This window comes from Isobaculum melis, assembly GCF_900111355.1.
Lineage (GTDB): Bacteria > Bacillota > Bacilli > Lactobacillales > Carnobacteriaceae > Isobaculum > Isobaculum melis.
Genome location: NZ_FOHA01000010.1, coordinates 84,600 through 107,310, shown reverse-complemented (window position 1 = coordinate 107,310; position 22,711 = coordinate 84,600). Strand labels below are relative to the sequence as shown.

Annotated in this window: 29 protein-coding genes; 24 read left to right on the top strand and 5 right to left on the bottom strand. The window is 34.2% G+C overall.

Annotation, left to right across the window (positions count from 1 at the left end; genetic code table 11):
• From BMW29_RS08910 to rplS, 14 genes are all read left to right on the top strand, one after another.
• Positions 1-200: transposase (locus BMW29_RS08910; RefSeq protein ID WP_177165670.1), on the top strand; the 200-nt coding region annotated here is incomplete at its 5' end.
• Between the two features lie 341 nt (positions 201-541).
• On the top strand, positions 542-1,048 hold the full coding sequence (locus BMW29_RS08905; RefSeq protein ID WP_092652548.1) for an LURP-one-related family protein: 507 nt from the start codon (positions 542-544) through the stop codon (positions 1,046-1,048).
• Between the two features lie 229 nt (positions 1,049-1,277).
• Positions 1,278-1,628 carry a putative DNA-binding protein gene (locus BMW29_RS08900; protein WP_092652546.1) on the top strand — a complete coding sequence of 117 codons (351 nt, stop codon included), beginning with the start codon at positions 1,278-1,280 and terminating at the stop codon, positions 1,626-1,628.
• A gap of 21 nt (positions 1,629-1,649) precedes the next feature.
• On the top strand, positions 1,650-3,071 hold the full coding sequence (gene ffh, locus BMW29_RS08895; RefSeq protein ID WP_092652544.1) for a signal recognition particle protein: 1,422 nt from the start codon (positions 1,650-1,652) through the stop codon (positions 3,069-3,071).
• A 132-nt stretch (positions 3,072-3,203) separates the two neighbouring features.
• Positions 3,204-3,476 (top strand): 30S ribosomal protein S16, encoded by a 273-nt coding sequence (gene rpsP / locus BMW29_RS08890; protein WP_092652542.1) that lies wholly within the window; start codon positions 3,204-3,206, stop codon positions 3,474-3,476.
• Positions 3,477-3,493: 17 nt separating this feature from the next.
• The gene (locus tag BMW29_RS08885) at positions 3,494-3,733 is read left to right on the top strand and encodes a KH domain-containing protein (RefSeq protein WP_177165731.1); all 240 of its coding nucleotides are present in this window, start codon (positions 3,494-3,496) and stop codon (positions 3,731-3,733) included.
• Between the two features lie 114 nt (positions 3,734-3,847).
• On the top strand, positions 3,848-4,363 hold the full coding sequence (rimM, locus tag BMW29_RS08880; RefSeq protein ID WP_092652540.1) for a ribosome maturation factor RimM: 516 nt from the start codon (positions 3,848-3,850) through the stop codon (positions 4,361-4,363).
• Positions 4,363-5,088 carry a tRNA (guanosine(37)-N1)-methyltransferase TrmD gene (gene trmD, locus BMW29_RS08875; RefSeq protein WP_092652538.1) on the top strand — a complete coding sequence of 242 codons (726 nt, stop codon included), beginning with the start codon at positions 4,363-4,365 and terminating at the stop codon, positions 5,086-5,088. Before rimM ends, trmD begins: the two co-directional genes overlap by 1 nt.
• Positions 5,089-5,210: 122 nt before the next feature.
• Entirely contained in the window at positions 5,211-5,678 is a 468-nt protein-coding gene (locus BMW29_RS08870; RefSeq protein WP_092652536.1) for a DUF7832 domain-containing protein, read from the top strand.
• A 111-nt stretch (positions 5,679-5,789) separates the two neighbouring features.
• The gene (locus BMW29_RS08865; protein ID WP_092652534.1) at positions 5,790-6,473 is read left to right on the top strand and encodes a FadR/GntR family transcriptional regulator; all 684 of its coding nucleotides are present in this window, start codon (positions 5,790-5,792) and stop codon (positions 6,471-6,473) included.
• 183 nt (positions 6,474-6,656) lie between these two features.
• Positions 6,657-7,553, top strand: coding sequence for a phosphogluconate dehydrogenase (NAD(+)-dependent, decarboxylating) (gene gnd, locus BMW29_RS08860; protein WP_092652532.1), 897 nt, complete (start codon positions 6,657-6,659; stop codon positions 7,551-7,553).
• A 13-nt stretch (positions 7,554-7,566) separates the two neighbouring features.
• Positions 7,567-9,105, top strand: a complete 1,539-nt coding sequence (gene gntK, locus BMW29_RS08855) for a gluconokinase (RefSeq protein WP_092652530.1) — start codon at positions 7,567-7,569, stop codon at positions 9,103-9,105.
• Between the two features lie 26 nt (positions 9,106-9,131).
• On the top strand, positions 9,132-10,481 hold the full coding sequence (locus BMW29_RS08850; protein WP_092652528.1) for a gluconate:H+ symporter: 1,350 nt from the start codon (positions 9,132-9,134) through the stop codon (positions 10,479-10,481).
• Between the two features lie 148 nt (positions 10,482-10,629).
• On the top strand, positions 10,630-10,977 hold the full coding sequence (rplS, locus tag BMW29_RS08845; protein WP_092652526.1) for a 50S ribosomal protein L19: 348 nt from the start codon (positions 10,630-10,632) through the stop codon (positions 10,975-10,977).
• Positions 10,978-11,342: 365 nt separating this feature from the next.
• Here rplS and BMW29_RS08840 read toward each other — a convergent pair whose 3' ends face one another.
• Genes BMW29_RS08840 through BMW29_RS08830 form a run of 3 tightly spaced genes read right to left on the bottom strand, consistent with a single transcriptional unit; the run spans position 11,343 to position 13,610 of the window.
• Positions 11,343-12,602, bottom strand: coding sequence for an MFS transporter (locus BMW29_RS08840; RefSeq protein WP_092652524.1), 1,260 nt, complete (start codon positions 12,600-12,602; stop codon positions 11,343-11,345).
• Positions 12,603-12,623: 21 nt separating this feature from the next.
• Positions 12,624-12,944, bottom strand: a complete 321-nt coding sequence (locus BMW29_RS08835) for a DsrE/DsrF/TusD sulfur relay family protein (protein WP_092652522.1) — start codon at positions 12,942-12,944, stop codon at positions 12,624-12,626.
• 18 nt (positions 12,945-12,962) lie between these two features.
• Entirely contained in the window at positions 12,963-13,610 is a 648-nt protein-coding gene (locus BMW29_RS08830; RefSeq protein ID WP_092652520.1) for an ArsR/SmtB family transcription factor, read from the bottom strand.
• Between the two features lie 313 nt (positions 13,611-13,923).
• Here BMW29_RS08830 and BMW29_RS08825 point away from each other — a divergent pair, with 313 nt between their 5' ends.
• A complete protein-coding gene (locus BMW29_RS08825) occupies positions 13,924-14,382 on the top strand; it encodes a hypothetical protein (RefSeq protein ID WP_092652518.1) in 459 nt (152 codons plus the stop codon).
• Positions 14,383-14,562: 180 nt separating this feature from the next.
• Here the strand turns inward: BMW29_RS08825 and BMW29_RS13990 are convergent, their stop codons facing one another.
• The gene (locus BMW29_RS13990; RefSeq protein WP_177165730.1) at positions 14,563-14,736 is read right to left on the bottom strand and encodes a hypothetical protein; all 174 of its coding nucleotides are present in this window, start codon (positions 14,734-14,736) and stop codon (positions 14,563-14,565) included.
• Positions 14,737-15,059: 323 nt separating this feature from the next.
• Here BMW29_RS13990 and BMW29_RS08820 point away from each other — a divergent pair, with 323 nt between their 5' ends.
• From BMW29_RS08820 to BMW29_RS08780, 9 genes are all read left to right on the top strand, one after another.
• Positions 15,060-15,770, top strand: coding sequence for a DNA alkylation repair protein (locus BMW29_RS08820; protein ID WP_092652516.1), 711 nt, complete (start codon positions 15,060-15,062; stop codon positions 15,768-15,770).
• A gap of 93 nt (positions 15,771-15,863) precedes the next feature.
• On the top strand, positions 15,864-16,154 hold the full coding sequence (locus BMW29_RS08815; RefSeq protein WP_092652514.1) for an ArsR/SmtB family transcription factor: 291 nt from the start codon (positions 15,864-15,866) through the stop codon (positions 16,152-16,154).
• A gap of 73 nt (positions 16,155-16,227) precedes the next feature.
• On the top strand, positions 16,228-17,409 hold the full coding sequence (locus BMW29_RS08810) for an MFS transporter (protein ID WP_092652512.1): 1,182 nt from the start codon (positions 16,228-16,230) through the stop codon (positions 17,407-17,409).
• Positions 17,410-17,466: 57 nt separating this feature from the next.
• Complete coding sequence (locus BMW29_RS08805) at positions 17,467-17,823, top strand: nuclear transport factor 2 family protein (protein WP_092652510.1); 357 nt, start codon at positions 17,467-17,469, stop codon at positions 17,821-17,823.
• Positions 17,824-17,938: 115 nt separating this feature from the next.
• A complete protein-coding gene (locus tag BMW29_RS08800) occupies positions 17,939-18,484 on the top strand; it encodes an NADPH-dependent FMN reductase (protein ID WP_092652508.1) in 546 nt (181 codons plus the stop codon).
• A gap of 160 nt (positions 18,485-18,644) precedes the next feature.
• Positions 18,645-18,923 carry an ArsR/SmtB family transcription factor gene (locus tag BMW29_RS08795; RefSeq protein WP_092652506.1) on the top strand — a complete coding sequence of 93 codons (279 nt, stop codon included), beginning with the start codon at positions 18,645-18,647 and terminating at the stop codon, positions 18,921-18,923.
• A gap of 131 nt (positions 18,924-19,054) precedes the next feature.
• On the top strand, positions 19,055-20,137 hold the full coding sequence (arsB, locus tag BMW29_RS08790; RefSeq protein ID WP_245706260.1) for an ACR3 family arsenite efflux transporter: 1,083 nt from the start codon (positions 19,055-19,057) through the stop codon (positions 20,135-20,137).
• A gap of 91 nt (positions 20,138-20,228) precedes the next feature.
• Entirely contained in the window at positions 20,229-21,143 is a 915-nt protein-coding gene (locus BMW29_RS08785) for an ABC transporter ATP-binding protein (RefSeq protein WP_092652502.1), read from the top strand.
• Between the two features lie 80 nt (positions 21,144-21,223).
• The gene (locus tag BMW29_RS08780) at positions 21,224-21,994 is read left to right on the top strand and encodes an ABC transporter permease (RefSeq protein ID WP_092652500.1); all 771 of its coding nucleotides are present in this window, start codon (positions 21,224-21,226) and stop codon (positions 21,992-21,994) included.
• A 460-nt stretch (positions 21,995-22,454) separates the two neighbouring features.
• Here the strand turns inward: BMW29_RS08780 and BMW29_RS14230 are convergent, their stop codons facing one another.
• Positions 22,455-22,541, bottom strand: coding sequence for a putative holin-like toxin (locus BMW29_RS14230; protein ID WP_425431600.1), 87 nt, complete (start codon positions 22,539-22,541; stop codon positions 22,455-22,457).
• Positions 22,542-22,711 lie beyond the last annotated feature (170 nt).

The window sequence follows — 22,711 nt, the reverse complement described above, 5'->3', positions numbered from 1 at the left end:
TTGATAGACATGCCAATTTAAAATATAAATATGGCAATAGAAAATTTTGGTGTAAAGGATTCTATGTGGATACAGTAGGCAGAAATAAAAAAGCGATAGCAGAGTATATAAGAAACCAGATACAAGAAGACGTAGTAGCAGAACAGTTAAGTTTGATGGAGTATGTAGATCCCTTTACTGGGAAAGAAACGAAGAGATGATAAAATAAAACAAATCCTTGAGGATTTGCGCGTGAATGTAGTACAGTTGGCGGACTTATTCGTAAGCCTTTAGGCTAAGGTCAGTAACATTGGCTTTCAGCCAAAGAGCAAACCACCCGTTCACACGGGTGGTTTTGATTATGATAATTGAATGATAGAAATCGTATGATGGAATACAAATATTTCTAATGCGCTATTAGGTTAACTTTTCTTGCAAAAGTTCAATCTGATTGGTTTTAGCTAATTTGTTTCCTTTTGGTGTTGAAGTATTGTGTGGTTTGTTAAATATTGCTATGATTATACCTGTTAAAAAAAATATTTTTACATAAGGAGATATTATTATGAAATACATTATCAAGCAAAAAATTGTTGCACTAAAACCAACTTATGAAATTTTAGATGGTGCAAATAGAAGTTTGTATAAAGTAAAAGGAAGCTTTTTAGGACGTGAGCACTTTGAAATTACTGATTTAACAGGACAAACTTTGGCAAAATGTTCAACAGATGTGAATATTTTAAGTATGATTGGTTCATTTTTAAGATACAACTTCAAAAAATACCATATTACAACAAATGGTGAGAAAAAAGTGATTTCAATGGCACGTTCGATGAATATTTTTAGCTACAAGTTTAATATTGATTCTTCAATTGGAGCCCTTGAGTTTGGTTATTCGCAAACAGGAAGTCAGCAATTTACTTTAAATGGTCAAACACTTTGTGATATTGATAAAAGAAAGTTAACAATGGGTGGCGATGAATACCATGTTGAAGTTGAGGAGAATCAAGATCAACTAGCCTTCTTATTAACAGCAATTGCTCTAGATCGCATTTATTACACAAAAAAATAATTATTTAAAAAATAGCAAGCAATCATTACTTTTAATAGGAACCTGAATTTTGGTGACCATTTATGTGTTCGAGATGAAACTTTTGAGTTTTGTCTTGAGCATTTTTTTGTAGATTGATTTCATCTTTTCTTATCTTAACTATTGACTATTTCCTCAGAAATCGGTACTCTAGACAAGTATGAAAGGAAATTTACTTGACAGTTTTCTTTTAAGAGAAAGTAGGGACAAAATGGAATTAGCAAAAACGAATCGAATGAATGCTCTTTTTGAGTTCTATGAAGCCTTATTGACTGAGAAACAACAAAATTATATGCAACTTTATTATGGGGATGACTATTCTTTAGGCGAGATTGCTGAAGAGTTTGAAGTGAGTCGTCAAGCAGTTTATGACAATATTAAACGTACCGCACACATTTTAGAATCTTATGAAGCAAAATTGCATTTATTAGAGCATTTCCAACAGCAAAATGATGCAATAGAAAAAATAATGGACTATGTTACAGCTCATTATCAAGAAGATAGCCAGTTGTTGTCTCTTGTCAAAGTATTACAAGAAGAATTAGCAGAAGAAGATGAATAGATAAAGAAAAGGTGAGAAAAAATGGCATTTGAAGGATTATCAGAACGTCTCCAAAACGCAATGGCGAAGTTGCGTAAAAAAGGGAAAATTAGTGAAGCTGATGTAAAAGAAATGATGCGTGAGGTGAGATTAGCCTTACTAGAAGCCGATGTCAACTTTAAAGTTGTCAAAGACTTTGTTAAAACAGTGAGTGATCGTGCTGTTGGTGCAGAAGTTTTAGAAAGCTTATCTCCGGCACAACAAGTGATTAAAATTGTTAATGAAGAATTAACCGCATTAATGGGTGGGGAGCAATCACAAATTGCGGTTGCACCAAAATCTCCAACTGTGATTATGATGGTTGGTTTGCAAGGTGCAGGTAAAACAACCACTGCTGGTAAACTAGCTTTATTATTAAAGAAAAAACAAAATCGTAAACCGTTATTGGTGGCTGCTGATATTTATCGTCCAGCTGCGATTCAACAATTAGAAACCTTAGGAAAACAATTAGACATTCCTGTTTTTTCTTTAGGAGACCAAGTGAGTCCAGTTGAAATTGCGAAGCAAGCGATTCAAAAAGCAAAAGATGAGCATTTAGATTATGTATTAATTGATACAGCAGGTCGTTTGCATATTGATGAAACCTTAATGACTGAGTTACGAGATGTAAAAGAAGTTTCTAATCCATCAGAAATTTTCTTAGTTGTTGATGCCATGACCGGGCAAGATGCAGTGACGGTTGCAGATAGCTTTAATGAGCAGTTAGATGTTACGGGTGTCATTTTAACTAAATTAGATGGGGACACTCGCGGTGGTGCTGCACTATCTATTAGAGCGGTTACAGGTAAACCCATTAAGTTTACTGGTCAAGGAGAAAAATTAGAAGATTTAGAACCATTCTATCCAGATCGTATGGCTAGCCGTATCCTTGGCATGGGAGATATGCTGACATTAATCGAAAAAGCACAACAAGATTTTGATGAGAAAAAAGCAGCTGAAATGACGCAAAAACTCAAAGAAAATAGCTTTGACTTTAATGATTTTATTGAGCAAATGGATCAGCTACAAAATATGGGCCCTTTGGAAGATATTTTAAAAATGATTCCTGGAATGAGCAATGCACCAGGCTTAGATCAGATGAAAATTGATCCAAAAGATATGGGGCGCATGAAAGCTATTGTTTTATCAATGACGCCACAAGAACGTGAAAATCCTGATATGCTTTCACAAAGTCGTAGAAGAAGAATTGCGCGTGGTTCAGCAAGACCCATTGCAGAAGTGAATCGTATGATCAAACAATTCAATGAGTCTAAAAAAATGATGAGTAAAATGAATAAAGGGAACTTTGAAGGCATGGATGGCTTATTTGGAAATGGTATTGGTGGGAAGATTGGTAAAATGGCCATGAACTCAATGATTCGTAAAAATAAGAAAAAAATGCGTAAAAAGAACAAAAAACGTTAAATTTATCAAAAAAAATCACCTGTAAAGAAAAAACACTTTACAAGGGGGAGAAATACTGGTAATATACGTAGATGTGAGATAGATTAGGAACAAATTCGTTTCTATCATATTTAAATGGAGGTGTAGTAAAAGATGTCAGTAAAAATTCGCTTAAAACGTATGGGTTCTAAAAAGAAACCTTTTTACCGTATTGTCGTAGCTGATTCACGTTCTCCACGTGATGGTCGTTACATCAAAGTTGTTGGAACATATAATCCGTTATTAAATCCAGCAGAGGTAAAATTAGACGAAGATTCAGTGCTTGAATGGTTAGGAAATGGTGCTCAACCTTCTGATACAGTTCGTAACATCCTTTCAAACGAAGGCGTTATGAAAAAATTCCACGAATCAAAAAATGCTAAATAAAAAAAGGATGTTATCTAATGGCTGAAATCAAAGAATTAATTCTTACCATTGTTCGTCCTCTTGTCAATCATCCGGAAAGTTTGAAGATTGAAATTGAGGAATCAAATGATTACCTTGAGTATCAATTAACAGTCCATACAGATGATATTGGGCGTGTAATTGGGAAACAAGGCCGTGTTGCAAAAGCCATTCGTACAATCGTTTATAGTGTTCGTGTTAACGGACCTAAGAAAGTACGTTTGAATATTGTAGAGTAACAATCCATAAATTGATAGTATCAGTGCCTACTTTACTGTAAGTGCTGATACTATTTTTTTGTTTATTATGATACAATCATAGACAGGAAAACTAATGGAAAATGAGGGTTGATTGTGAGCGAATTATATAATGTAGGTAAAATTGTCAATACACAAGGGTTAAAAGGAGAGGTACGTGTCATTTCTCGGACAGACTTTCCTGATGAACGCTATAAAAAAGGGGCGAGTTTGTTATTAATTCAAGAAGGTAAAGCACCCATTGAGTTAATTGTTGCTAGCCATCGTAAACACAAAAATTTTGATATTCTTTCTTTTGAAGGAATGTCTTCAATCAATGATGTAGAGAAATTTAGAGAGGGTATTTTAAAAATAACTGCAGATCAATTACAAGATTTGCCAGAAAATGAATTTTATTTACATGAGATTGTTGGTTTGTCTGTTCAATCTGAGGATGGGGAGTTACTTGGGAAGATTAAAGAGGTCTTGTCTCCTGGTGCAAATGATGTTTGGGTGATTCAACGTCCTAAGCAAAAGGATTTATTGATTCCTTATATTGAGCCAGTTGTGAAAAAAGTCGATCTTGAGCATCAAATGGTGACGATTCATTTATTGGAAGGATTGATTGACTAATGAGAATGGATGTTTTAACCTTATTTCCTAGAATGTTTGAGGGTCCATTAACTGAGTCGATTTTAGGCAAAGCGGTTGAAAAAGAGCTGCTACAAATTAATGTGCATAATTTTCGCGATTTTTCTGATAATAAGCATCAAAATGTGGATGATTATCCTTATGGCGGAGGAGCAGGAATGCTGTTAATGGCACAGCCCATTTTTGATGGGATTGCTGAGATTAATGCAGCGACCCCTGAAACCAAGAAGCGGGTGATTTTGCTTGATCCTGCTGGGAAGCCATTTAATCAAAGTGTTGCTGAGGAATTGTCACAGGAAGAGCATTTAGTATTTATTTGTGGCCATTATGAAGGCTATGATGAACGCATTCGTAGTTTAGTGACTGATGAAATTTCTTTAGGGGATTATGTGTTAACAGGCGGCGAATTAGGTGCCATGGTGATGATTGATGCAACTGTTCGTTTGTTACCAGATGTTTTAGGAAATCAATTATCTGCCCAAACCGATTCTCATTCGACTGGTTTATTGGAGCATCCTCAATACACACGTCCTGCCGATTTTAGGGGCATGAAGGTTCCTGAGGTACTAACGAATGGAAATCATAAACTAATCGATGAGTGGCAGCAAAAAGAGTCTTTAAGAAGGACCTTAGAGCGTAGACCAGATATGCTGGAGAAAATTGAGTTAACAGAGCAACAACAGAAATGGTTGGATGAAATGAAATAATGTGATATTGAAGCTGTCGGAATAAATGTCTTCCACAGCTTTTTTATTGTTTCAGAGCAAGAATATTGATATGATAAATATAAGATACATAGATTTTATGATTGAAGAAAGGATGAATTTATATGGCTTATGATAAGGCTAAATGGCATTTTGATGCTGAAGATTTCCCAAAAGAAATTGACATTGAACAAGGCGGTGTGCATATTGCCTTCTTTTACCGTTGGATGCTAGAACAGGGATTTGCTGGTGAAGATTTACTGGAAGACATGTTGGAAGAAGTCGAATTAGTTAAAAACGGAAAATATAGTGCGCTTGATTTATTATTTGAATTTAATGATGGTGTGTTACTTGAAGAAGATTTTAATACTGCTGGTATGAATTTTGCAAATCAATATTATGAGGCTGAAACGCCTTTTGCTGAAAAGTATGCTTTTTATTTAAAAGATTATGGAGAATTAGATCTAAACTATCTGGAAGGTATTGAAGCGTCGGCTTATGGCGTTATTTATTCCGATGAAAATTATCAAAAAGTAAAAAAGGTGCTTGATTTGCGTTATCAAGAATTTTTAGATTTTGAAATGGAAAAATAAGTACAATAGGATGAATAAAAGGGATAAAGTTTAGTAAAAATAGTCGGAGTTGCTTCATTAGCGAAAGTTGCTTACAATGAATAGGAAAGCAATGTATTTGAGGTGAATAAAATGCTACAAAATAACCAAAGAGGTGGACAATCACTCGCTCAGCAAGTAGCTAATAAAATCGAGTTGATGATTCAAAATCAAATTTTTAAAATTGGTGAACAATTACCAAATGAGTTTGATTTAGCAGCAGAGCTGAATGTTGGTCGTGGCACGATTCGTGAAGCGATTAAATTATTAGCAGCGCGTAATATTGTAAGGATTCAAAGAGGTAAAGGCACTTTTGTTTCTGAAACACCAGGCTTAACAGAGGATCCATTAGGGCTCAATTTTATTGAGGATAAACAGAGATTAAGTCATGATTTAATGGCAGTTCGTATGATGATTGAACCTGAAATTTGTCAATTAGCTGCGCGTCATGCAACCGAGGAAGAGGTTCAAGAAATGGTGTCTATTTGTCATGAAATTGAAGAGCTGATTTATCAAAATAAAAACCATGAAAGTAAGGATATTGAATTACATTCTTTAATTGCTAAAGCGAGTAAGAATGTTGTGGTTCCAAGTTTGATTCCAATTATTCAAACAGCGATTTCTTTATTTATTAATTTAACCAATCGTCGCTTAAAAGAGGAAACAATTGAAACACATCGTGAAATTGTAGAAGCGATCAAAAATAAAGATGAGAAGCTAGCTAAAGAAGCCATGGAAAGACATCTAGGCTTTAATAAAAAAGAATTAAAATTATAACAATTAGCTATTCATAAACTACTAAAAATAGAATCTAAAAGGCTATCCTTTTAGGTTCTATTTTTATTTGCTTATAAAATTCCTATTCTCTTTTATAAAATGATTGACATCACTAATGGAAAGCGTTATCATTTGTTTAGACATACGACGTATGACGTCTTAAAAAGAAGAGGGAGTGGTTAGATGCATATTGGTATTATTGGATTAGGAAAAATGGGGATGAATTTAGCAGAAAACTGTTTAGATGCGGGAATTGATATTACAGGTTATGATCCGTATTTAACTGAATCACTAAAGGAGAAACATTCAAGGGTTTCTTATGTAGAGACTTTTCAAGAAATGTTAGCTAATTTACCAAAGCCAAGAATTATCTGGTCTATGGTGCCAAGTGGTGAAGCAACAGAAGCTGTTTTTCAAGAGCTGTTCACCTTGCTTGAGGCAGATGATTTATTTATTGATGGAGGCAATTCAAAGTATAAAGATTCAATTGTACGAGGGACTCAAATGGCTGAAAAAGGCATTCATTTTTTTGATGTGGGAACTTCTGGGGGAACAGACGGCGCAAGAACTGGTGCTTGTTTTATGATTGGCGGAAATGAAGTGGTCTTTCAAAGGATTGAACCTATTTTTGAGAAAATCGCTGTCAAGGACGGCTATCTTTATGCAGGAGATTTAGGCAGTGGACATTATTTAAAAATGGTTCACAATGGGATTGAATATGGCATGATGCAGGCCATTGCTGAAGGCTTTGATGTATTAGAGCATGGACCTTTTGATTTTAATTATGAAAAAGTAGCAAAAGTTTGGAACAATGGTTCTGTGATTCGTTCATGGCTAATGGAGCTGACTGAATCAGCTTTTGCAAAGGATGAGAAGTTGGAAGGGATTCAAGGTGTCATGCAATCTTCGGGTGAGGGGAAATGGACCGTTGAAGAAGCCTTAGATTTACAAATTCCAACGCCGATTATTACCATGTCATTAATGATGCGTTATCGCTCACTGTACCCTGATACTTTTAGTGGCAAAGTCGTTGCAGCTTTACGAAATGAATTTGGCGGACATGAGGTAACGAAAAAATAGAGGTGAAAAAATAATGGAAAAATATGTCATTGGTGTAGATATCGGAACAACCAGTACAAAAGCAGTTCTTTATGATCCAAAGGGTCAGGTAAAAGGCTATGCAAATCAAGAGTATCCTCTTTATCAAGAGATACCCGATATGGCAGAGCAAGATCCAGATGAAATATTTGAAGCAGTGATTGATGTATTGACCCAAGTCATCCGAAAAAGTGGCGCAGATGCTAAAAAAATTGCAGGCATTTCTTTTTCAAGTGCCATGCATAGCTTAATTTTATTAGATCAAGACAATCACTTATTAACTAGATGCATTACTTGGGCCGATAATCGTGCGTATCATCAAGCAGAGCGTCTTAAAGAAAGTGAGCAAGGACTTGCCATTTATCATCGAACAGGGACACCAATTCATCCTATGTCACCATTAAATAAAATGCTTTGGTTAAAAGAGGAAAAACCTGAACTCTATCAGAAAACAGCACATTTTATTGGGATTAAAGAATATATTTTTTATAAGTTATTTCATCAATTTAAAGTCGATATTTCAATTGCATCGGCAACAGGCTTATTTAATATTCATCAATTAGATTGGGATCAAGAAGTCTTAGATTTATTAGAGATTACAAAGGAACAACTCTCTGAATTGGTACCAACTAGTGAACAAGTAATTGGTTTAAATGAATCTTATGCAGAAGTAATGGATTTACCTATTGATGTCCCTTTTATCGTTGGGGCAAGTGATGGTTGCTTGTCTAATCTTGGGGTAAATGCGATTGATGGAGAGACGCTAGCGATTACAATTGGCACAAGTGGTGCTGTCAGAATGGTAGCTGATAAGCCAGTGACAGATGCTAAAGGAAGAACATTTTGTTACGCTTTAGCTGAAAACAAATGGGTCATTGGTGGTCCAGTAAATAATGGAGGAATTGTTTTCCGCTGGGTGAGAGATCAGCTTTTTGCCCCAGAGAAAATAACTGCTGAGCAAATGAAGGTTGATAGCTATGAGATTCTGACACAAATTGCAGAGAAAATACCAGCAGGATCAGAAGGCTTAATTTTTCATCCATTTTTAGGTGGAGAAAGAGCACCTCTTTGGGATGCAAATGCGAAAGGCTCCTATATTGGTTTAACCACAAGACATACTAGAGCGCATATGGTTCGCGCATCCTTGGAAGGGATTGTCTTTAATCTCTACTCAGTGTTATTGATTTTAGAAGAATTAGTAGATAGACCAAAAAGAATTCATGCAACAGGTGGATTTGCTCGTTCAGCATTATGGCGTCAATTATTGGCTGATATTTTTGAACAAGAAGTTTCTATTCCCGAAAGCTATGAAAGCTCTTGTTTAGGAGCTGCTGTTATTGGTATGGAAAGCTTAGGCTTCATTCAGAGCATTGATGAAGTGTCAAAAATGATCGGTGTGACGAACCAGCATATTCCAAATGAAGCACATTTTCCAGTTTATCGTGAATTATTACCGATTTTTATTCGAACTACAAGATTATTACAACAAGAATTTCAAGCGATTTCAGATTTTCAAAGGAAATATGTTCAGTAAAATAAAGCATTAGGGGGTAAGATAGGATGGAATTACTCATTGTTGGTCTTGGCATTTTAGTCTTATTATTCTTGATTATGAAAGTAAAGCTCAATACATTTGTTTCTTTGGTGATTGTTTCAATAGTGGTTGCAATTGGACTAGGGATGCCATTAACTCAAATTATTACAACCATTGAAAATGGGATTGGTGGTCAATTAGGACATTTAGCCTTAGTTTTTGGCTTTGGTGCTATTTTAGGGAAGTTGGTAGCAGATGCTGGAGGAGCTTATCGAATTTCAACAACGCTGATTCGCAAATTTGGACGTAAAAAGATTCAAATTGCGGTACTAGTTGCGTCATTTATTATTGGGATTGCTTTATTTTTTGAAGTTGGCTTAGTGTTATTAATTCCAATTATCTTTAGTATTGCAAGTGAATTAGGCATTTCTATTTTATATTTAGGGATTCCAATGGCAGCTGCACTATCTGTTACACATGGCTTTTTACCACCACATCCTGCGCCAACAGCAATTTCTGGTATTTATGATGCAAATATTGGGATGGTGTTATTATATGGTTTTATCATTGCTGTTCCAACCAGCATTATTGCGGGGCCTTTATATACGAAATTTGCTCAAAAAATTGTCCCAGATGCATTTAAGCGTAAAGGAAATATCCAAGCTTTAGGGGAACAAAAAGACTTTGTTTTAGAGGAAACACCAAGTTTTGGAATCAGTACGTTGACTTCACTATTTCCAGTTATTTTAATGGCCATTTCAACTTGCTATGAGTTACTTAGTGGTGGAAAAATAACAGAGCAATCCTCGCTATTTGATCAATCCGTGGCTTTTATTGGGACACCAGGAATGGCGATGTTATTATCATTATTATTTGCCATCTATACAATGGGGATACGTCGTCATCAAACCATGTCACAAGTTATGAAATCTGCTGAGGAATCGATTAAACAGATTGCAATGATGCTGTTAATTATTGGTGGAGGCGGTGCCTTTAAGCAAGTACTGATTGATGGTGGGGTAGGTGATTATGTGGCAAACCTCTTTATTCATTCAAATTTATCTCCTTTGATTTTAGGATGGCTCATTGCAGCAGTGCTTCGTGTTTGTTTAGGGTCAGCAACAGTTGCAGCATTAACAGCAGCAGGTTTGGCAGCACCATTGATGGCAGCAACAGGAACCAATCCAGCTCTCATGGTTATTGCAACAGGCTCAGGTAGCTTAATTGCATCCCATGTAAATGATGCAGGTTTTTGGATGTTTAAAGAATATTTCAATTTATCAATTAAAGAAACCTTTGCAACTTGGACAGTTTTAGAATCGATTATTTCGATTGTAGGATTAATCGGTGCATTAGCACTAAATCTAATTGTTTAAGGCATCAAAGTTATCAAGGAAAAGCCCTTTACAGCTAGCAGTAATTATGTTAAAATTTTATGTGGTAGAAGACTACCGATATAACGATATTCCGCTGCGCCTGTAATGAAAGGGTGTAAGAGTGTTTGTTGGAAGGAGAAAAAAGAAAATGAGTCATATTATTGATGAGATTACAAAAGAACAATTAAGAACTGATATCCCAGCGTTCCGCCCTGGTGATACTGTCCGTGTACACGCTCGCGTTGTTGAGGGTACTCGTGAACGTATTCAGTTATTTGAAGGCGTTGTTATCAAACGTCGTGGAGCTGGAATCAGCGAAACTTACACTGTTCGTAAAATTTCAAACGGTGTTGGTGTTGAGCGTACTTTCCCAATCCACACACCTCGTGTAGCTAAACTTGAAGTGGTTCGCTTCGGTAAAGTTCGTCGTGCTAAATTGTACTACTTACGTGCATTACACGGTAAAGCTGCTCGTATTAGAGAGGTTCGTCGTTAAGCATTTGTTATCAGAAACAGCTCCAACTATTGATTGATTCAGTAGTTGGAGCTGTTTTTATGTTGTTTAAAATGAATGTTTATAGTTGTTAAAATGTCTCTTAACAATCAGGTAGGGAGAGAAAAAAGGACTCTGAATATAATGCGTACATGAATGAAATTATAGCAAATCAGCTATTTGAAAATGATGTCCGATAAAAATAAAATATTGTCTGGATTTAGCATCTAGTAAGGAGAGTGTCTCAAGATGAAATCAATAGTTATAATTGAAAAAATATTGGAACAAGAAATATGCACCTATTTTAATTTTGAAAGTAGTTCTTTACTTTATATGGTATTAAAGGAAATTTACTATTGATATTCAGTTTATATTTTTTGTTTAAGCATAAAAATCCAAGTGTAGACAACAAGTAATAATGAAATAATAGCACCAAATAGAGCTAAAGTTCCAAAACTAAAAGCATTCACAATAATACCTGACATCACACCACCAAGAGAACCGCCCAGTGCGATAAATACATCAATTGTCCCTTGAACTTTTGCTCGATTATCAATTTGTGTTGCGTTAATAATAATAGTTGTTCCGCTGATTAAACCAAAATTCCATCCGATACCTAATAAACTTAAAGCAATGCTCAGTCCAATAATAGAAGTTCCAGGTGAAATTAAAGTGATAATTGCAGAGCTGAGCAATGTGAAACCTGATAAAATTCCCATATTGGTTGTCCCAATTTTACTAACCAATATTCCTGTTACTAAGGAAGGCAAATACATAGAACCAATATGGATTCCAATAACCAAACCAACAGCACCTATGCCGTGACCATTATGTTGCATATGAATAGGTGTCATTGTCATAATTGCCAACATCACTATTTGTGTAACAATCATAATGACGGCCCCAATTATGATATTTTGCTTCATTAAGGTTTGCTTTTCCGGTGTAATCATTTCTTTTTTTGAAGTTGTTATTTTATCCAATTGTTTTGCTAGTATGAAAGGATCAGGTCTTAAGAAAAGAAATAAGACGAGGCTTGCGCAAAGGTAAGCTGTAGCTGATAAAATAAAAGCGCCAGTTAATGGTGGTAGATGAAACATTATGGCGACTTTGCTCATCGTACTTGTCATATTTGGACCTAAAACTGCACCAATAGTTGTTGAGACCATGGCAATGCTAACCGCCGAAGCTCGTTTTTGTGGTAAAGCTAAATCACTCCCAGCATATCGTGCCTGTAAATTTGTTGCCGTGCCAAAACCATAAAAGAGTAGTGAAGCAAACAATAGAACGATATTTTGAATCGTCGTTGCCCAAATCACACCCAGTGCACCTAAACCACCAATCAGAAAACCCAAAGAAAGACCATGACGTCTACCGAAGTTTTGTGAAATACGTCCCACAAGGAGTGCAGCACCTGCAGATCCTAAAGTAAACAGAGCGGAAGGAATACCAGCGTATTGGTCTGTTCCTAACATATCTTGAGCAATGAGTGCACCGACCGTTACACCAGCAGCTAAGCCAAGTCCTCCTAATATCTGAGAAAATACTACTATCCTTAAAGATTTTCTATAATAATAGTTTCGATTTTCTTCTGAAATACTGATTGCTTGATTCTTAATAACGAACACCTCTCATTCTTTATCCAATTTCTAAAATGTAATTGTTCGATCTGCCCATTCAATCATATCGACACAATCAAACATGGTTGAAATGGGACAAGCTGTAGTTTCTTCTAATTGTCTTGATTTCAAACAGGTCCCGCAGGCAAGCAATTCACCCCCGAGTTCTTCAAATTTAGTCATTTCACTTGGAACATCAAATTGCTTGTTTTTGATATCCTCACACTCGACAGCTTCACCCATTAGAAAGACTTTTACTTGATGATTCTTTCTTATAGCAGCACTGGCAAATCTAAAACCATTCCAAGCTTTTTCTGGTTCCTTTGTTTCAATAATAATTCCAAAATTCATCCTATTTACACTCCAATTTTAATGATATTGTTGTTCCCAATCTTTTACACTTTCAGCCATTCGAACAGCGGATAAGCCATTATTATGCAAAATTTCAACGGCTTCTGCTGACATGAGACAATAAGGTCCTCGACAGTATGCCACATATTCTGCATTTTTCGGTAATTCTTTGATATAATGCTCCAATTCTTCAATTGGAATGGAAGTGGCTCCTGGAATATGAGCAATACAATATTCTTCAAAAGGACGGACATCAATTAAGATGATTTCATTTTTTGCTAATCGTGCTTCCATTTCCTGTAAAGTAATTGCGTCATTTGTTGCAGTTTTTTCGAAAAAATGATTGCGAACTTCTTGAATTTCTTTTAGTTGTTTTTCTCCAATGTTAAAAAAATTTGTTAAAAAGGTAGCAACCTCTTCATTTGCAATTTGATAGTAAATATAATTTTTATCTCGTTTATTGCAGACTAAATGAGCTTGAAGTAGGACTTGTAAGTGTTTTGAAACATTTGCTACCGAAAGTTTGGTGTTTTTTGCAAGTGCTTCAACGGTTTTTTTTGATTGCATGAGATTATCTAAAATTTCTAAACGATTATTATTGGATATTGCTTTACCAATTTTAGCGTATTCAGCAAATATTTCTTTATTTGTCTGAGTATATTTCATCAATACTTCCTTCTTTCAAAAAATCTATTCAACTATATAGTTGAATGGTATCTGAAAAAAATAGGCTTGTCAACTGGATAATTAAAAGTGGAAAAATACTGTGTATCTCATTAGCTTAATAAACGGATTTTGTAAGAACGAATAAGTAACAGTTCATTTGCAGAATGATATTGATTATGAATCTTTAGGAAGAGATAAGGAAATGGAAGGAGGGGCTTGATTACTTCTCATGGTGTGTTTGGATAGGTAGGTTGAAATTCTTGTTCTCTCTATGTTAGAATTAGAATAATAAAAAGAGTATGGAGGACGAGATATGTCTATGAATTTTGAAAATGTTGTATTTGAACTAAATACAAGAACAAGGGATACTGTTTTTTTTATATTTGATACTGAAGATGGTTTAGAATATGCGGTTGATTGTTCCTTTGATTCAAAAGAATTTTATGGGCAACAGATTGCGCCATCTCTGTGTATCAATCCAATTCTCACAAATGCGGTTAATAAAGAAGAACTTGTTGGAAAGAGCTTTAGTGTAGAGAACATAGAACAAGCTGATGAGCGTGAGGATACATTTTATGTATTTGAGCATGAGCCATTGGAAAAGTATCAACTGACAATCCTTGATATCGATAATGATAGAGCACATATTGAATGTACGGGAATAGCTGTTATTGATGGTTATTCAGAACCTTATAAAACAGGAAAATTTGAAATTAAATGTTGGCTTCCAATTATTACAAATGTATCTGATTGGGATAAATTTGGTTTATAGTTGAGTTAGCCTACCTATTTATAATGATGGCTGACGCGTTTCTATAACTGATCTCTATAGAAGGATTTAGCATAACTTTTAATCTAAAACAAAAAATCTCTGGCATATATTATTTTGCCAGAGACTATTTTTTCTATTAAAATCTTACCTATGTATGAATGTCCATTTTCAAAATGAAGCTTAACTTTTTGAAGAACTTTTATGGGTTATGCGATGAAGAGAGGCAACAATCAATAGGCCTGTTGTTAAACCTGAAAAAAAATCTACTAAACTTCCTGAAAATTTGACAAGCAATAATTGACTTAAAAGAAACAATAGAATTGCAGAGAAAAATGCGCGATTAAATTTATTCATCATTAACCTCCAATATTTTGATATCAATTATTATATATCTATTATAGATAAAAATCCAATTTTTTTAGAAAATTTTAAATATAAAAGAATTTTTCGTTAAAACTTAAACAGGTATTGTTACTTTAGATAAATAGAGAAAATGTGCTCACAATTACAAATGATAGAAGTTGTTTCAAAGCAATATATGTACATCAAAATTGACTGAAAAATAGGTTCATGCTACACTGGAAATTCTTATTACGAGCACCGATAACCTCATGAAATGTATCTAGATAATTGGTTCGAAATCCTAGCAATAAAATGAAATATGGAGGCAACAAACAATGACTTTAGCTGAAATAATGATTGAGTTGGAAGCCTTAGGCACAGCTCAAACACGTAAAACTTTTATGACGCATGGTGCACCTAGTAATTGTTATGGTGTTAAGATTGGCGACTTAAAAAAGCATTTATTAAAAAAGGTAAAACATCAACAAGAACTTTGTTTAGCTCTTTTTGCGACAGGAAATACTGATGCACAATATTTGGCTGGTCTTGGCATTAATCCTCAAAAAATGACGAAAGCTGACATACAACTATGGTTAAAACAAAGTAATTGGTCCGCGATTGATGACTCAATTGTTGCTGGTGTTGCAGCAGAAAGTCCCTTTGCGCTAGAATTAGCACGACAATGGCTATCGATGTCAGATTTCAAAGCACAAAATGTAGGCTGGCTAACTTTTGGAAAATATCTAACGATTTGCTCAAATGACCAAGTTTCTGAAGCTGAGGTACAGGCACTGTTACAACGTTTAAAAAAAGAAATTCATACAGCTCCTAATGCAATTAGATATAGTATGAATCAATTTATTATTTATGTAGGCACTTATTTACCTGATTTCACAAATTCAGCTTTGGAAATTGCTGATGAGATTCGTTCAGTTGAAGTAAAGCTTGCTACAAAAGGCTGTCGTTTACCAGATCCTATTGTTAAAATTCAAAAAGTGAAGGATAATAACCGACTTGGTGTTAAACGAAAACATGTGATTTGTTAATAATCAATGATTTCATCATAAAATATTTTATAGTTTTAAAGTTATCGAATTATTTTTCTTGAAATATGAAGTAAAAAGGAATATGATACTTTTATGAATATAAAACAATTAAAAGATGACGAAGTCAGAGTACAAATTTTTAAGGCATTAGCTGATCCTGCTAGGTTGGAAATCATTAGAGTTTTAAGAGATAAAGGAGATGAAATGGGCTGTGGAGAGATAGGAGAGAATCTTGCGTTAAGTAAATCAACGATTTCCTATCATTTTAAAACACTAAGAGAAGCTGGCTTAACAACAACAAGAAGAGAAGCCAGAGAAAAATTTGTCAAACTTCGTTATGATACGTTTGAGCAGTATTTTACTAATTTCCTAGATTCTTTATAATGGAATCTAGGTATTATTTCATCTTTTAGTTCGATATGTTTAGAATTATAGAAATGAGAAAGAAGGAAAGTAAATGAAAAAATATGCATTAATTTTCTTTTTAATTATGTTTTTAATAGGGACAGATACATTGTTAATCTCACCGCTACTACCGACCTTAACAGAATTGTACAATATTCCCTCTAATATTTCTGGTTGGATGGTCAGTGCGTATGCTTTAGGTTACGCACTTTTTGCGCTTATTAGCGGGCCAATTTCTGATGGGAAAGATAAAAAAAGGATTATGTTATATGGCTTTATAGGATTTGCAGTTTCAACCCTTTTATGTGGGTTTGCAACCAATTTCACTTTGATGATTAGCTTTCGTTTTTTAGCAGGTGTCAGTGCATCTTTTGTGACACCACAAGTTTGGGGATCCATTCCAGTTATAGCGCCTAAAAATGGTATTGTTAAATTAATGGGGTATACATCTGCTGGATTAGCTGTATCACAATTGGTTGGCGTTCCAATAGGAAGTTATTTAGCAACTGTTTCTTGGCAAATGCCATTTTTTGTTATTTCGCTTGTATCAGTTTTAGTGGGTTTAGTTATTTATTTCTTATTACCTAGTTTAAATAGTACAAGTCAAAAAACAGGTAATAGTTCATTTTTACATATTTATGGTCAGATATTGAAGAATAAAAAAGCCTTATCTTATTTGGTTGCGTACTTTATGTTTCAAACAGGCAATTTCTGTGTCATCACATTTATCGGATCATGGTTTACAAGAGATTTTTCTCTAGGGCTATCTAGTGTTGGCACAGCAATGATTGGAATAGGAACTGGAAATTTAATTGGGACATTATTTGGAAATAAATTGATTCAGAAATGGGGCATTCCAAAATCGCTCTTTATTGGGCTGATAACCCTAATTTTTGTCTATTTAGTTATTCCATTTTCTCATTCAGCTTTATTTGCCACAATTGGCTTAGCGGTTGTATTTTTAGTAAATGGTTTTATTTTTCCTCTATTTATGACTACTTTACAAAGCACAACTACTACAGCAAGAAGTACCGTCTCTTCATTATCAAATGCGGCAATGTACGCTGGAACAACAGTTGGAGGGATTGTTGGTGGGCTATTATTTACTAGATTTCCGGGTTTCTTTGGGATTGCTTATTTTACGATCCTAACTTATTTAGTGGTATTAGTTATCTATAAAATGTCAGGTATCTTTAAAAAGACATCAATTACTGCTAGCAAAAAAGAAGAATAATAGAATCAAAATTAAGAAAGTTTGATGCAAATTTAAAAGATAAGAGGAGGAATTTTAATGGACACATTAATCAAATATTTTAGCTTATCAGATTTAGCAGGAAGTGATGAAGAAAGTTTTGAAAAAATTGTTGCTTTGTTTGCTGATGATGCAATTCTTGAAGCGAATAATCAGTCTAAGTTTGTAGGAATTAAAGCAATTAGCAGCTTTTTTAAGGATTTCTTTCATACCAATAGTGAATTAAAACATGTATGGGAAATAACGCAAGGTGAAAAATATATAGAAGCTCATTGGGGAGTGGTGGGAAAGAGAGCTAAGAATCGCCAGATATTTACATTAGTAGGCACAGATTATGCAGTATTAAATCCGGATAACAAAATTGTCTATTTAAAAGTCGTTGGAAATAATGAATGATTTTGCTTGAGTCTGTGAATGAGATACATTAAACTTGCATTATATTTTTACATGTGATAATATAAAAATATAGAAGCTTACTAAAAGTAAGTTAAATAGAGAGGAAGTATTTTAAATGACAAAATATGGTGTAGTAATTGGTTCAACAAGAAAAAATTCTTATTCTGAGGCAGTTGCAAAAGCGATTGTAAAAGGTTTACCGGCAGATGCAGAGGTTACATTTTTAAACATTAAAGATTTACCATTGTATAATCAAGATCTTGATGCAGATTCTCCAGAAGTATATACAGCTTTTAGAAATGCTGTTTCAGCTCAAGATGCGATTATTTTTGTGACACCTGAACATAATAGAAGTATCTCAGCAGCATTAAAAAATGCATTAGATGTTGCTTCACGTCCTTGGGGTCAAAATGTTTGGGCAGGCAAACCTGCATTGGTTGCTTCTCAATCTATTTCAGGTATTTCTGGTGTCTTAGCACATCATGTTTTACGCCAATCATTGGTATTCTTAGATATGCCAACCATGCAACAACCAGAATTATACATTGGTCAATCAGATAAATTATTTGATGAAAATCTTGAACCAACGAATGAAGGAACAAAAGAATTTTTAGCTGATGCAGGTAATAAATTCAGTCAATTTGTTGCTAGATTTAAATAATTAAAATAAAAATAGGACATAACTAGAAAAAAACTAGTTATGTCCTATTTTTTATAGATAGCTAAGAGAGTTGTACTATCAAAAAATGACGAAGTAGTTGACAAAGGATAGATATTCATCTATATTATGCATAGATGAATATCTATCTGGAGGTAGACCTATGAATTATTTAGCATTATCAAAAGTGATGAAAGCAATAGCTGAACCCAATCGATTACAAATTTTAAATATGATTTCTTCAGGTGAAAAATGTGCTTGTGAAATTTTAGACCATTTTGATTTTACACAGCCAACACTTTCTCATCATATGAAAGTGTTAATTGATTCTGGGATTGTAACGGCTCGTAAAGAAGGCAAATGGCATTATTATTCATTAGTAGTAGAAAAGATTGATACCTTTCAAGATTTAATGAGTCAAATTTTTAAATTAGAATCATAAGCTGGATGATTCGTTAGCCTATTTTTATCACTTATGTATAGATGGTTGTCTATTTGTGTATCGTAAGGATGTATTTTATATTGATAGATTTTTTTTAAGGTATGTCTATATTAACTTTTATAGGAAGAAGGATGAAGATGAATAAAGAAGAACAAAAAGGCTTAGGCGTTTTTGAAAGATATTTAACAATTTGGGTTATATTATGTATGTTGATAGGTGTTTTGATTGGAAAATATTTACCAATGATTCCTCAAGCTTTGGGGCAATTTGAGTATTACCAAGTTTCAGTACCAACAGCCATTTTGATTTGGTTAATGATTTATCCAATGATGTTAAAAATTGATTTTACAAGTATTGTAAGTGCTGCTAAAAAGCCAAAAGGATTAATTGTCACCTGTACTGTCAATTGGCTGATTAAACCTTTTACGATGTATGCTATTTCTGCTTTTTTCTTATTTATTGTATTCAAAGGATTGATTCCTAATGATTTAGCGAAAGAATATCTTGCTGGGGCAGTATTACTTGGGGCTGCACCTTGTACAGCAATGGTTTTTGTGTGGAGTTATTTAACAAAAGGGGATCCCGCTTATACATTAGTTCAAGTGGCCATTAATGATTTAATTATTTTAGTGTTATACGCTCCAATTGTTGCATTGTTATTAGGGATAGGAAATGTTGTGGTTCCGATTGGGACGTTGATTCTTTCAACCGTTCTATTTGTAGTGATTCCTTTAACACTGGGTATTGTGACACGTTTATTCATAATTAAAAGTAAGGGAATCCATTATTTTGAAACGATTTTTTTAAAGAAATTTGATAAAGTAACAATTATTGGTTTATTATTAACTTTAGTGATGATTTTTTCTTTTCAAGGAGAAAGAATTTTAAGTAACCCACTGCATATTGTGTTAATTGCTGTCCCGTTGGTTCTTCAAACGTTATTGATTTTTGCTATTGCTTATGGTTGGGCGAAGTGGTGGAAGCTACCTCATTCAATTGCAGCACCAGCAGGAATGGTAGGTGCTAGTAATTTCTTTGAATTATCTGTAGCTGTAGCTATTTCATTATTTGGGCTGCAATCAGGTGCTACTTTAGCAACCGTAGTTGGCGTATTGGTAGAAGTACCTGTTATGCTATTTTTGGTAAAGGTTGCAAATGGAACAAAATCTTGGTTTTCTGATGTTAATCAAGTGATAGAAACAAATAAATCATAGATGATTTGATTGAAATGAACATTAATGACTTTTTATCAGTTATAAATAAATGATATAATAAGGAATCAGATAGTAAGGAGAATGTGATTTAATGACAAATGCACTCGAAATAAAAGACTTAAAAAAAGTATATGCAACAGGTGTAGAAGCGTTACGTGGCATTGATTTAACTGTAGTGGCGGGCGATTTCTATGCACTATTAGGTCCAAACGGTGCTGGAAAATCAACCACTATTGGGATTATTACCTCCCTTGTCAATAAAACATCAGGAACAGTAAAGGTTTTTGGTTATGACATCGATACAGATTTGGTACGAGCGAAACAGCAAATTGGTTTAGTTCCTCAAGAATTTAACTTTAATCCATTTGAAACAGTGGAGCAAATTGTTGTCAATCAAGCTGGTTATTACGGGGTTCCAAGAAAAGAAGCGTTAAAGCGTAGTGAAAAATACTTGAAGCAATCAGATCTTTGGGAAAAACGTCATGTCAGAGCACGAATGCTTTCGGGCGGAATGAAACGTAGATTAATGATTGCTAGAGCGTTAATGCATGAACCTCGTTTACTAATTTTAGATGAACCAACAGCTGGAGTGGATATTGAGCTAAGGCGCGAAATGTGGGACTTTTTAAGAAAATTGAATGAAAATGGGACAACGATTATTCTGACAACACATTACCTTGAGGAAGCAGAAATGCTTTGTCGCAATATTGGAATCATTCAAACTGGAGAAGTGATTGAAAATACGAGTATGAAAAATCTGTTAGCAAAGCTACAATTTGAAACATTTATTTTTGATTTAGCGCCTTATGAGAAAGAGCCAGTAATTACTGGTTATCAAAGCATTTTTGAAGATCAGCTAACATTAGCTGTTGAGGTTGAACGGAATCAAGGAATTAATGATCTATTTGAACAATTCTCGGCGCAAGGGATACAGGTCCTTTCAATGCGCAATAAATCGAATCGATTGGAAGAACTATTCTTGAAAATTACAGAAGAAAAACGTTAAAATGATTTTTAATGGAATGCTATACAAGTATCAATTTTTTATAAAAACTCAATACTTTAGCTCAACGATGGAGGAGAAATATGTTTAATCTTTATATTACAGCTTTAAAAAGCTTGGCAGTAAAAGAAACCAATCGCTATTTACGGATTTGGGTTCAAACTTTAGTCCCACCAGTCATTACCACATCCTTATATTTTGTCATTTTTGGTAATTTAATTGGGGGAAGAATTGGACAGATGGACGGCTTCTCTTATATGGAATTTATTGTACCTGGTCTTATTATGATGTCTGTGATTACGAGTTCTTATTCTAATGTCGCTTCATCATTTTTCTCGCAAAAGTTTCAGAAGAATATTGAAGAATTATTAATTGCACCAGTACCAACACATGTGATTATTTGGGGATTTGTGATTGGAGGGCTTGGTAGAAGTATTTTAGTGGGAACACTTGTTACCTTAATTTCACTATTTTTTGTGCCACTTCATGTTTTTTCATGGTTCATTGTCATCGTCACACTTCTAATGACCGCTATTTTATTTTCACTAGCAGGGCTACTAAATGGTATTTTCGCTCAATCATTTGATGATGTCTCTATTGTACCTACCTTTGTTTTACAGCCATTAACTTATCTTGGCGGTGTATTCTATGCAATTTCAATGTTGCCACCAGTTTGGCAGGCTATTTCAAAAATCAATCCAATTGTTTATATGATTTCAGGATTCCGCTATGGTTTTCTTGGAACGATAGATGTACCGATTGGGTTATCAATGGGGATTTTGGTTCTTTTTATTGTGGTACTTTATTCTGTTTGCTGGTATTTGATAGATAGAGGTCGTGGATTAAGAAGTTAATGCTTCTACTTATTGATTGTTTTAGCTGAAAAATTTATGACATTAAAAAATTAGAGTAACATCACTACAAGGCATGACATCCTAATATTGGGATGTTGTGCCTTTTGTTTATACGATGACATGATAAATTTTGGCTTGCTTTAAAAGAGAATAAGGCTTATATTACAGATTTAAAAACTCTTAAAATTAAATGATTAGATAGCAATTTGAAATTTGGTGTTTATCATGTAGTTTTTACTAAATAATCATTGTTCATTTAGATTTTTTAGTCAAAAATAAAACTTGATGATTAGCTCTAATTTTGGCTGAAAAAAGAATGACAAACAAAAAAAATTATGTTAGGATTAAAAATGAAAAGAGACAGGGAAACCTGTCTCTCTTGTAGACCCGTTCAAAAGACGGTGGCTATAATTAAATACTTGATACCATCTAATTACTGTCCAAAGTAAAGGTTAGATGGTTATTTTTTTGGTCTATTATAATCCATCATCAGCACAACTAAAGTTGCAAAGGCAATCATTAGTGTCAGTGCTTCAAAAACGGACATGCTTATTCTTTCTAGGGATAAAGCCAAGAACCATAGGCATCACCCCTTTATCAGAGAGTTAGCCACCATCTTTTTTACTTTTCTACACTATAAAAATACGCAATCAATTTATCAATTGATTTTAAAATGAACTTTACTCAATAGGAAAGTTTGTAAAAGGGGTTAAAATT

Bases quoted from the DNA above. Each gene is read 5' to 3' on its own strand.
- BMW29_RS08905 (WP_092652548.1), top strand. From the start codon at position 542: ATGAAATACATTATCAAGCAAAAAATTGTTGCACTAAAACCAACTTAT.
- BMW29_RS08900 (WP_092652546.1), top strand. From the start codon at position 1,278: ATGGAATTAGCAAAAACGAATCGAATGAATGCTCTTTTTGAGTTCTAT.
- ffh (WP_092652544.1), top strand. From the start codon at position 1,650: ATGGCATTTGAAGGATTATCAGAACGTCTCCAAAACGCAATGGCGAAG.
- rpsP (WP_092652542.1), top strand. From the start codon at position 3,204: ATGTCAGTAAAAATTCGCTTAAAACGTATGGGTTCTAAAAAGAAACCT.
- BMW29_RS08885 (WP_177165731.1), top strand. From the start codon at position 3,494: ATGGCTGAAATCAAAGAATTAATTCTTACCATTGTTCGTCCTCTTGTC.
- trmD (WP_092652538.1), top strand. From the start codon at position 4,363: ATGAGAATGGATGTTTTAACCTTATTTCCTAGAATGTTTGAGGGTCCA.
- BMW29_RS08870 (WP_092652536.1), top strand. From the start codon at position 5,211: ATGGCTTATGATAAGGCTAAATGGCATTTTGATGCTGAAGATTTCCCA.
- BMW29_RS08865 (WP_092652534.1), top strand. From the start codon at position 5,790: ATGCTACAAAATAACCAAAGAGGTGGACAATCACTCGCTCAGCAAGTA.
- gnd (WP_092652532.1), top strand. From the start codon at position 6,657: ATGCATATTGGTATTATTGGATTAGGAAAAATGGGGATGAATTTAGCA.
- gntK (WP_092652530.1), top strand. From the start codon at position 7,567: ATGGAAAAATATGTCATTGGTGTAGATATCGGAACAACCAGTACAAAA.
- BMW29_RS08850 (WP_092652528.1), top strand. From the start codon at position 9,132: ATGGAATTACTCATTGTTGGTCTTGGCATTTTAGTCTTATTATTCTTG.
- rplS (WP_092652526.1), top strand. From the start codon at position 10,630: ATGAGTCATATTATTGATGAGATTACAAAAGAACAATTAAGAACTGAT.
- BMW29_RS08835 (WP_092652522.1), bottom strand. From the start codon at position 12,944: ATGAATTTTGGAATTATTATTGAAACAAAGGAACCAGAAAAAGCTTGG.
- BMW29_RS08830 (WP_092652520.1), bottom strand. From the start codon at position 13,610: ATGAAATATACTCAGACAAATAAAGAAATATTTGCTGAATACGCTAAA.
- BMW29_RS08825 (WP_092652518.1), top strand. From the start codon at position 13,924: ATGTCTATGAATTTTGAAAATGTTGTATTTGAACTAAATACAAGAACA.
- BMW29_RS13990 (WP_177165730.1), bottom strand. From the start codon at position 14,736: ATGAATAAATTTAATCGCGCATTTTTCTCTGCAATTCTATTGTTTCTT.
- BMW29_RS08820 (WP_092652516.1), top strand. From the start codon at position 15,060: ATGACTTTAGCTGAAATAATGATTGAGTTGGAAGCCTTAGGCACAGCT.
- BMW29_RS08815 (WP_092652514.1), top strand. From the start codon at position 15,864: ATGAATATAAAACAATTAAAAGATGACGAAGTCAGAGTACAAATTTTT.
- BMW29_RS08810 (WP_092652512.1), top strand. From the start codon at position 16,228: ATGAAAAAATATGCATTAATTTTCTTTTTAATTATGTTTTTAATAGGG.
- BMW29_RS08805 (WP_092652510.1), top strand. From the start codon at position 17,467: ATGGACACATTAATCAAATATTTTAGCTTATCAGATTTAGCAGGAAGT.
- BMW29_RS08800 (WP_092652508.1), top strand. From the start codon at position 17,939: ATGACAAAATATGGTGTAGTAATTGGTTCAACAAGAAAAAATTCTTAT.
- BMW29_RS08795 (WP_092652506.1), top strand. From the start codon at position 18,645: ATGAATTATTTAGCATTATCAAAAGTGATGAAAGCAATAGCTGAACCC.
- arsB (WP_245706260.1), top strand. From the start codon at position 19,055: ATGAAGATGAATAAAGAAGAACAAAAAGGCTTAGGCGTTTTTGAAAGA.
- BMW29_RS08785 (WP_092652502.1), top strand. From the start codon at position 20,229: ATGACAAATGCACTCGAAATAAAAGACTTAAAAAAAGTATATGCAACA.
- BMW29_RS08780 (WP_092652500.1), top strand. From the start codon at position 21,224: ATGTTTAATCTTTATATTACAGCTTTAAAAAGCTTGGCAGTAAAAGAA.
- BMW29_RS14230 (WP_425431600.1), bottom strand. From the start codon at position 22,541: ATGTCCGTTTTTGAAGCACTGACACTAATGATTGCCTTTGCAACTTTA.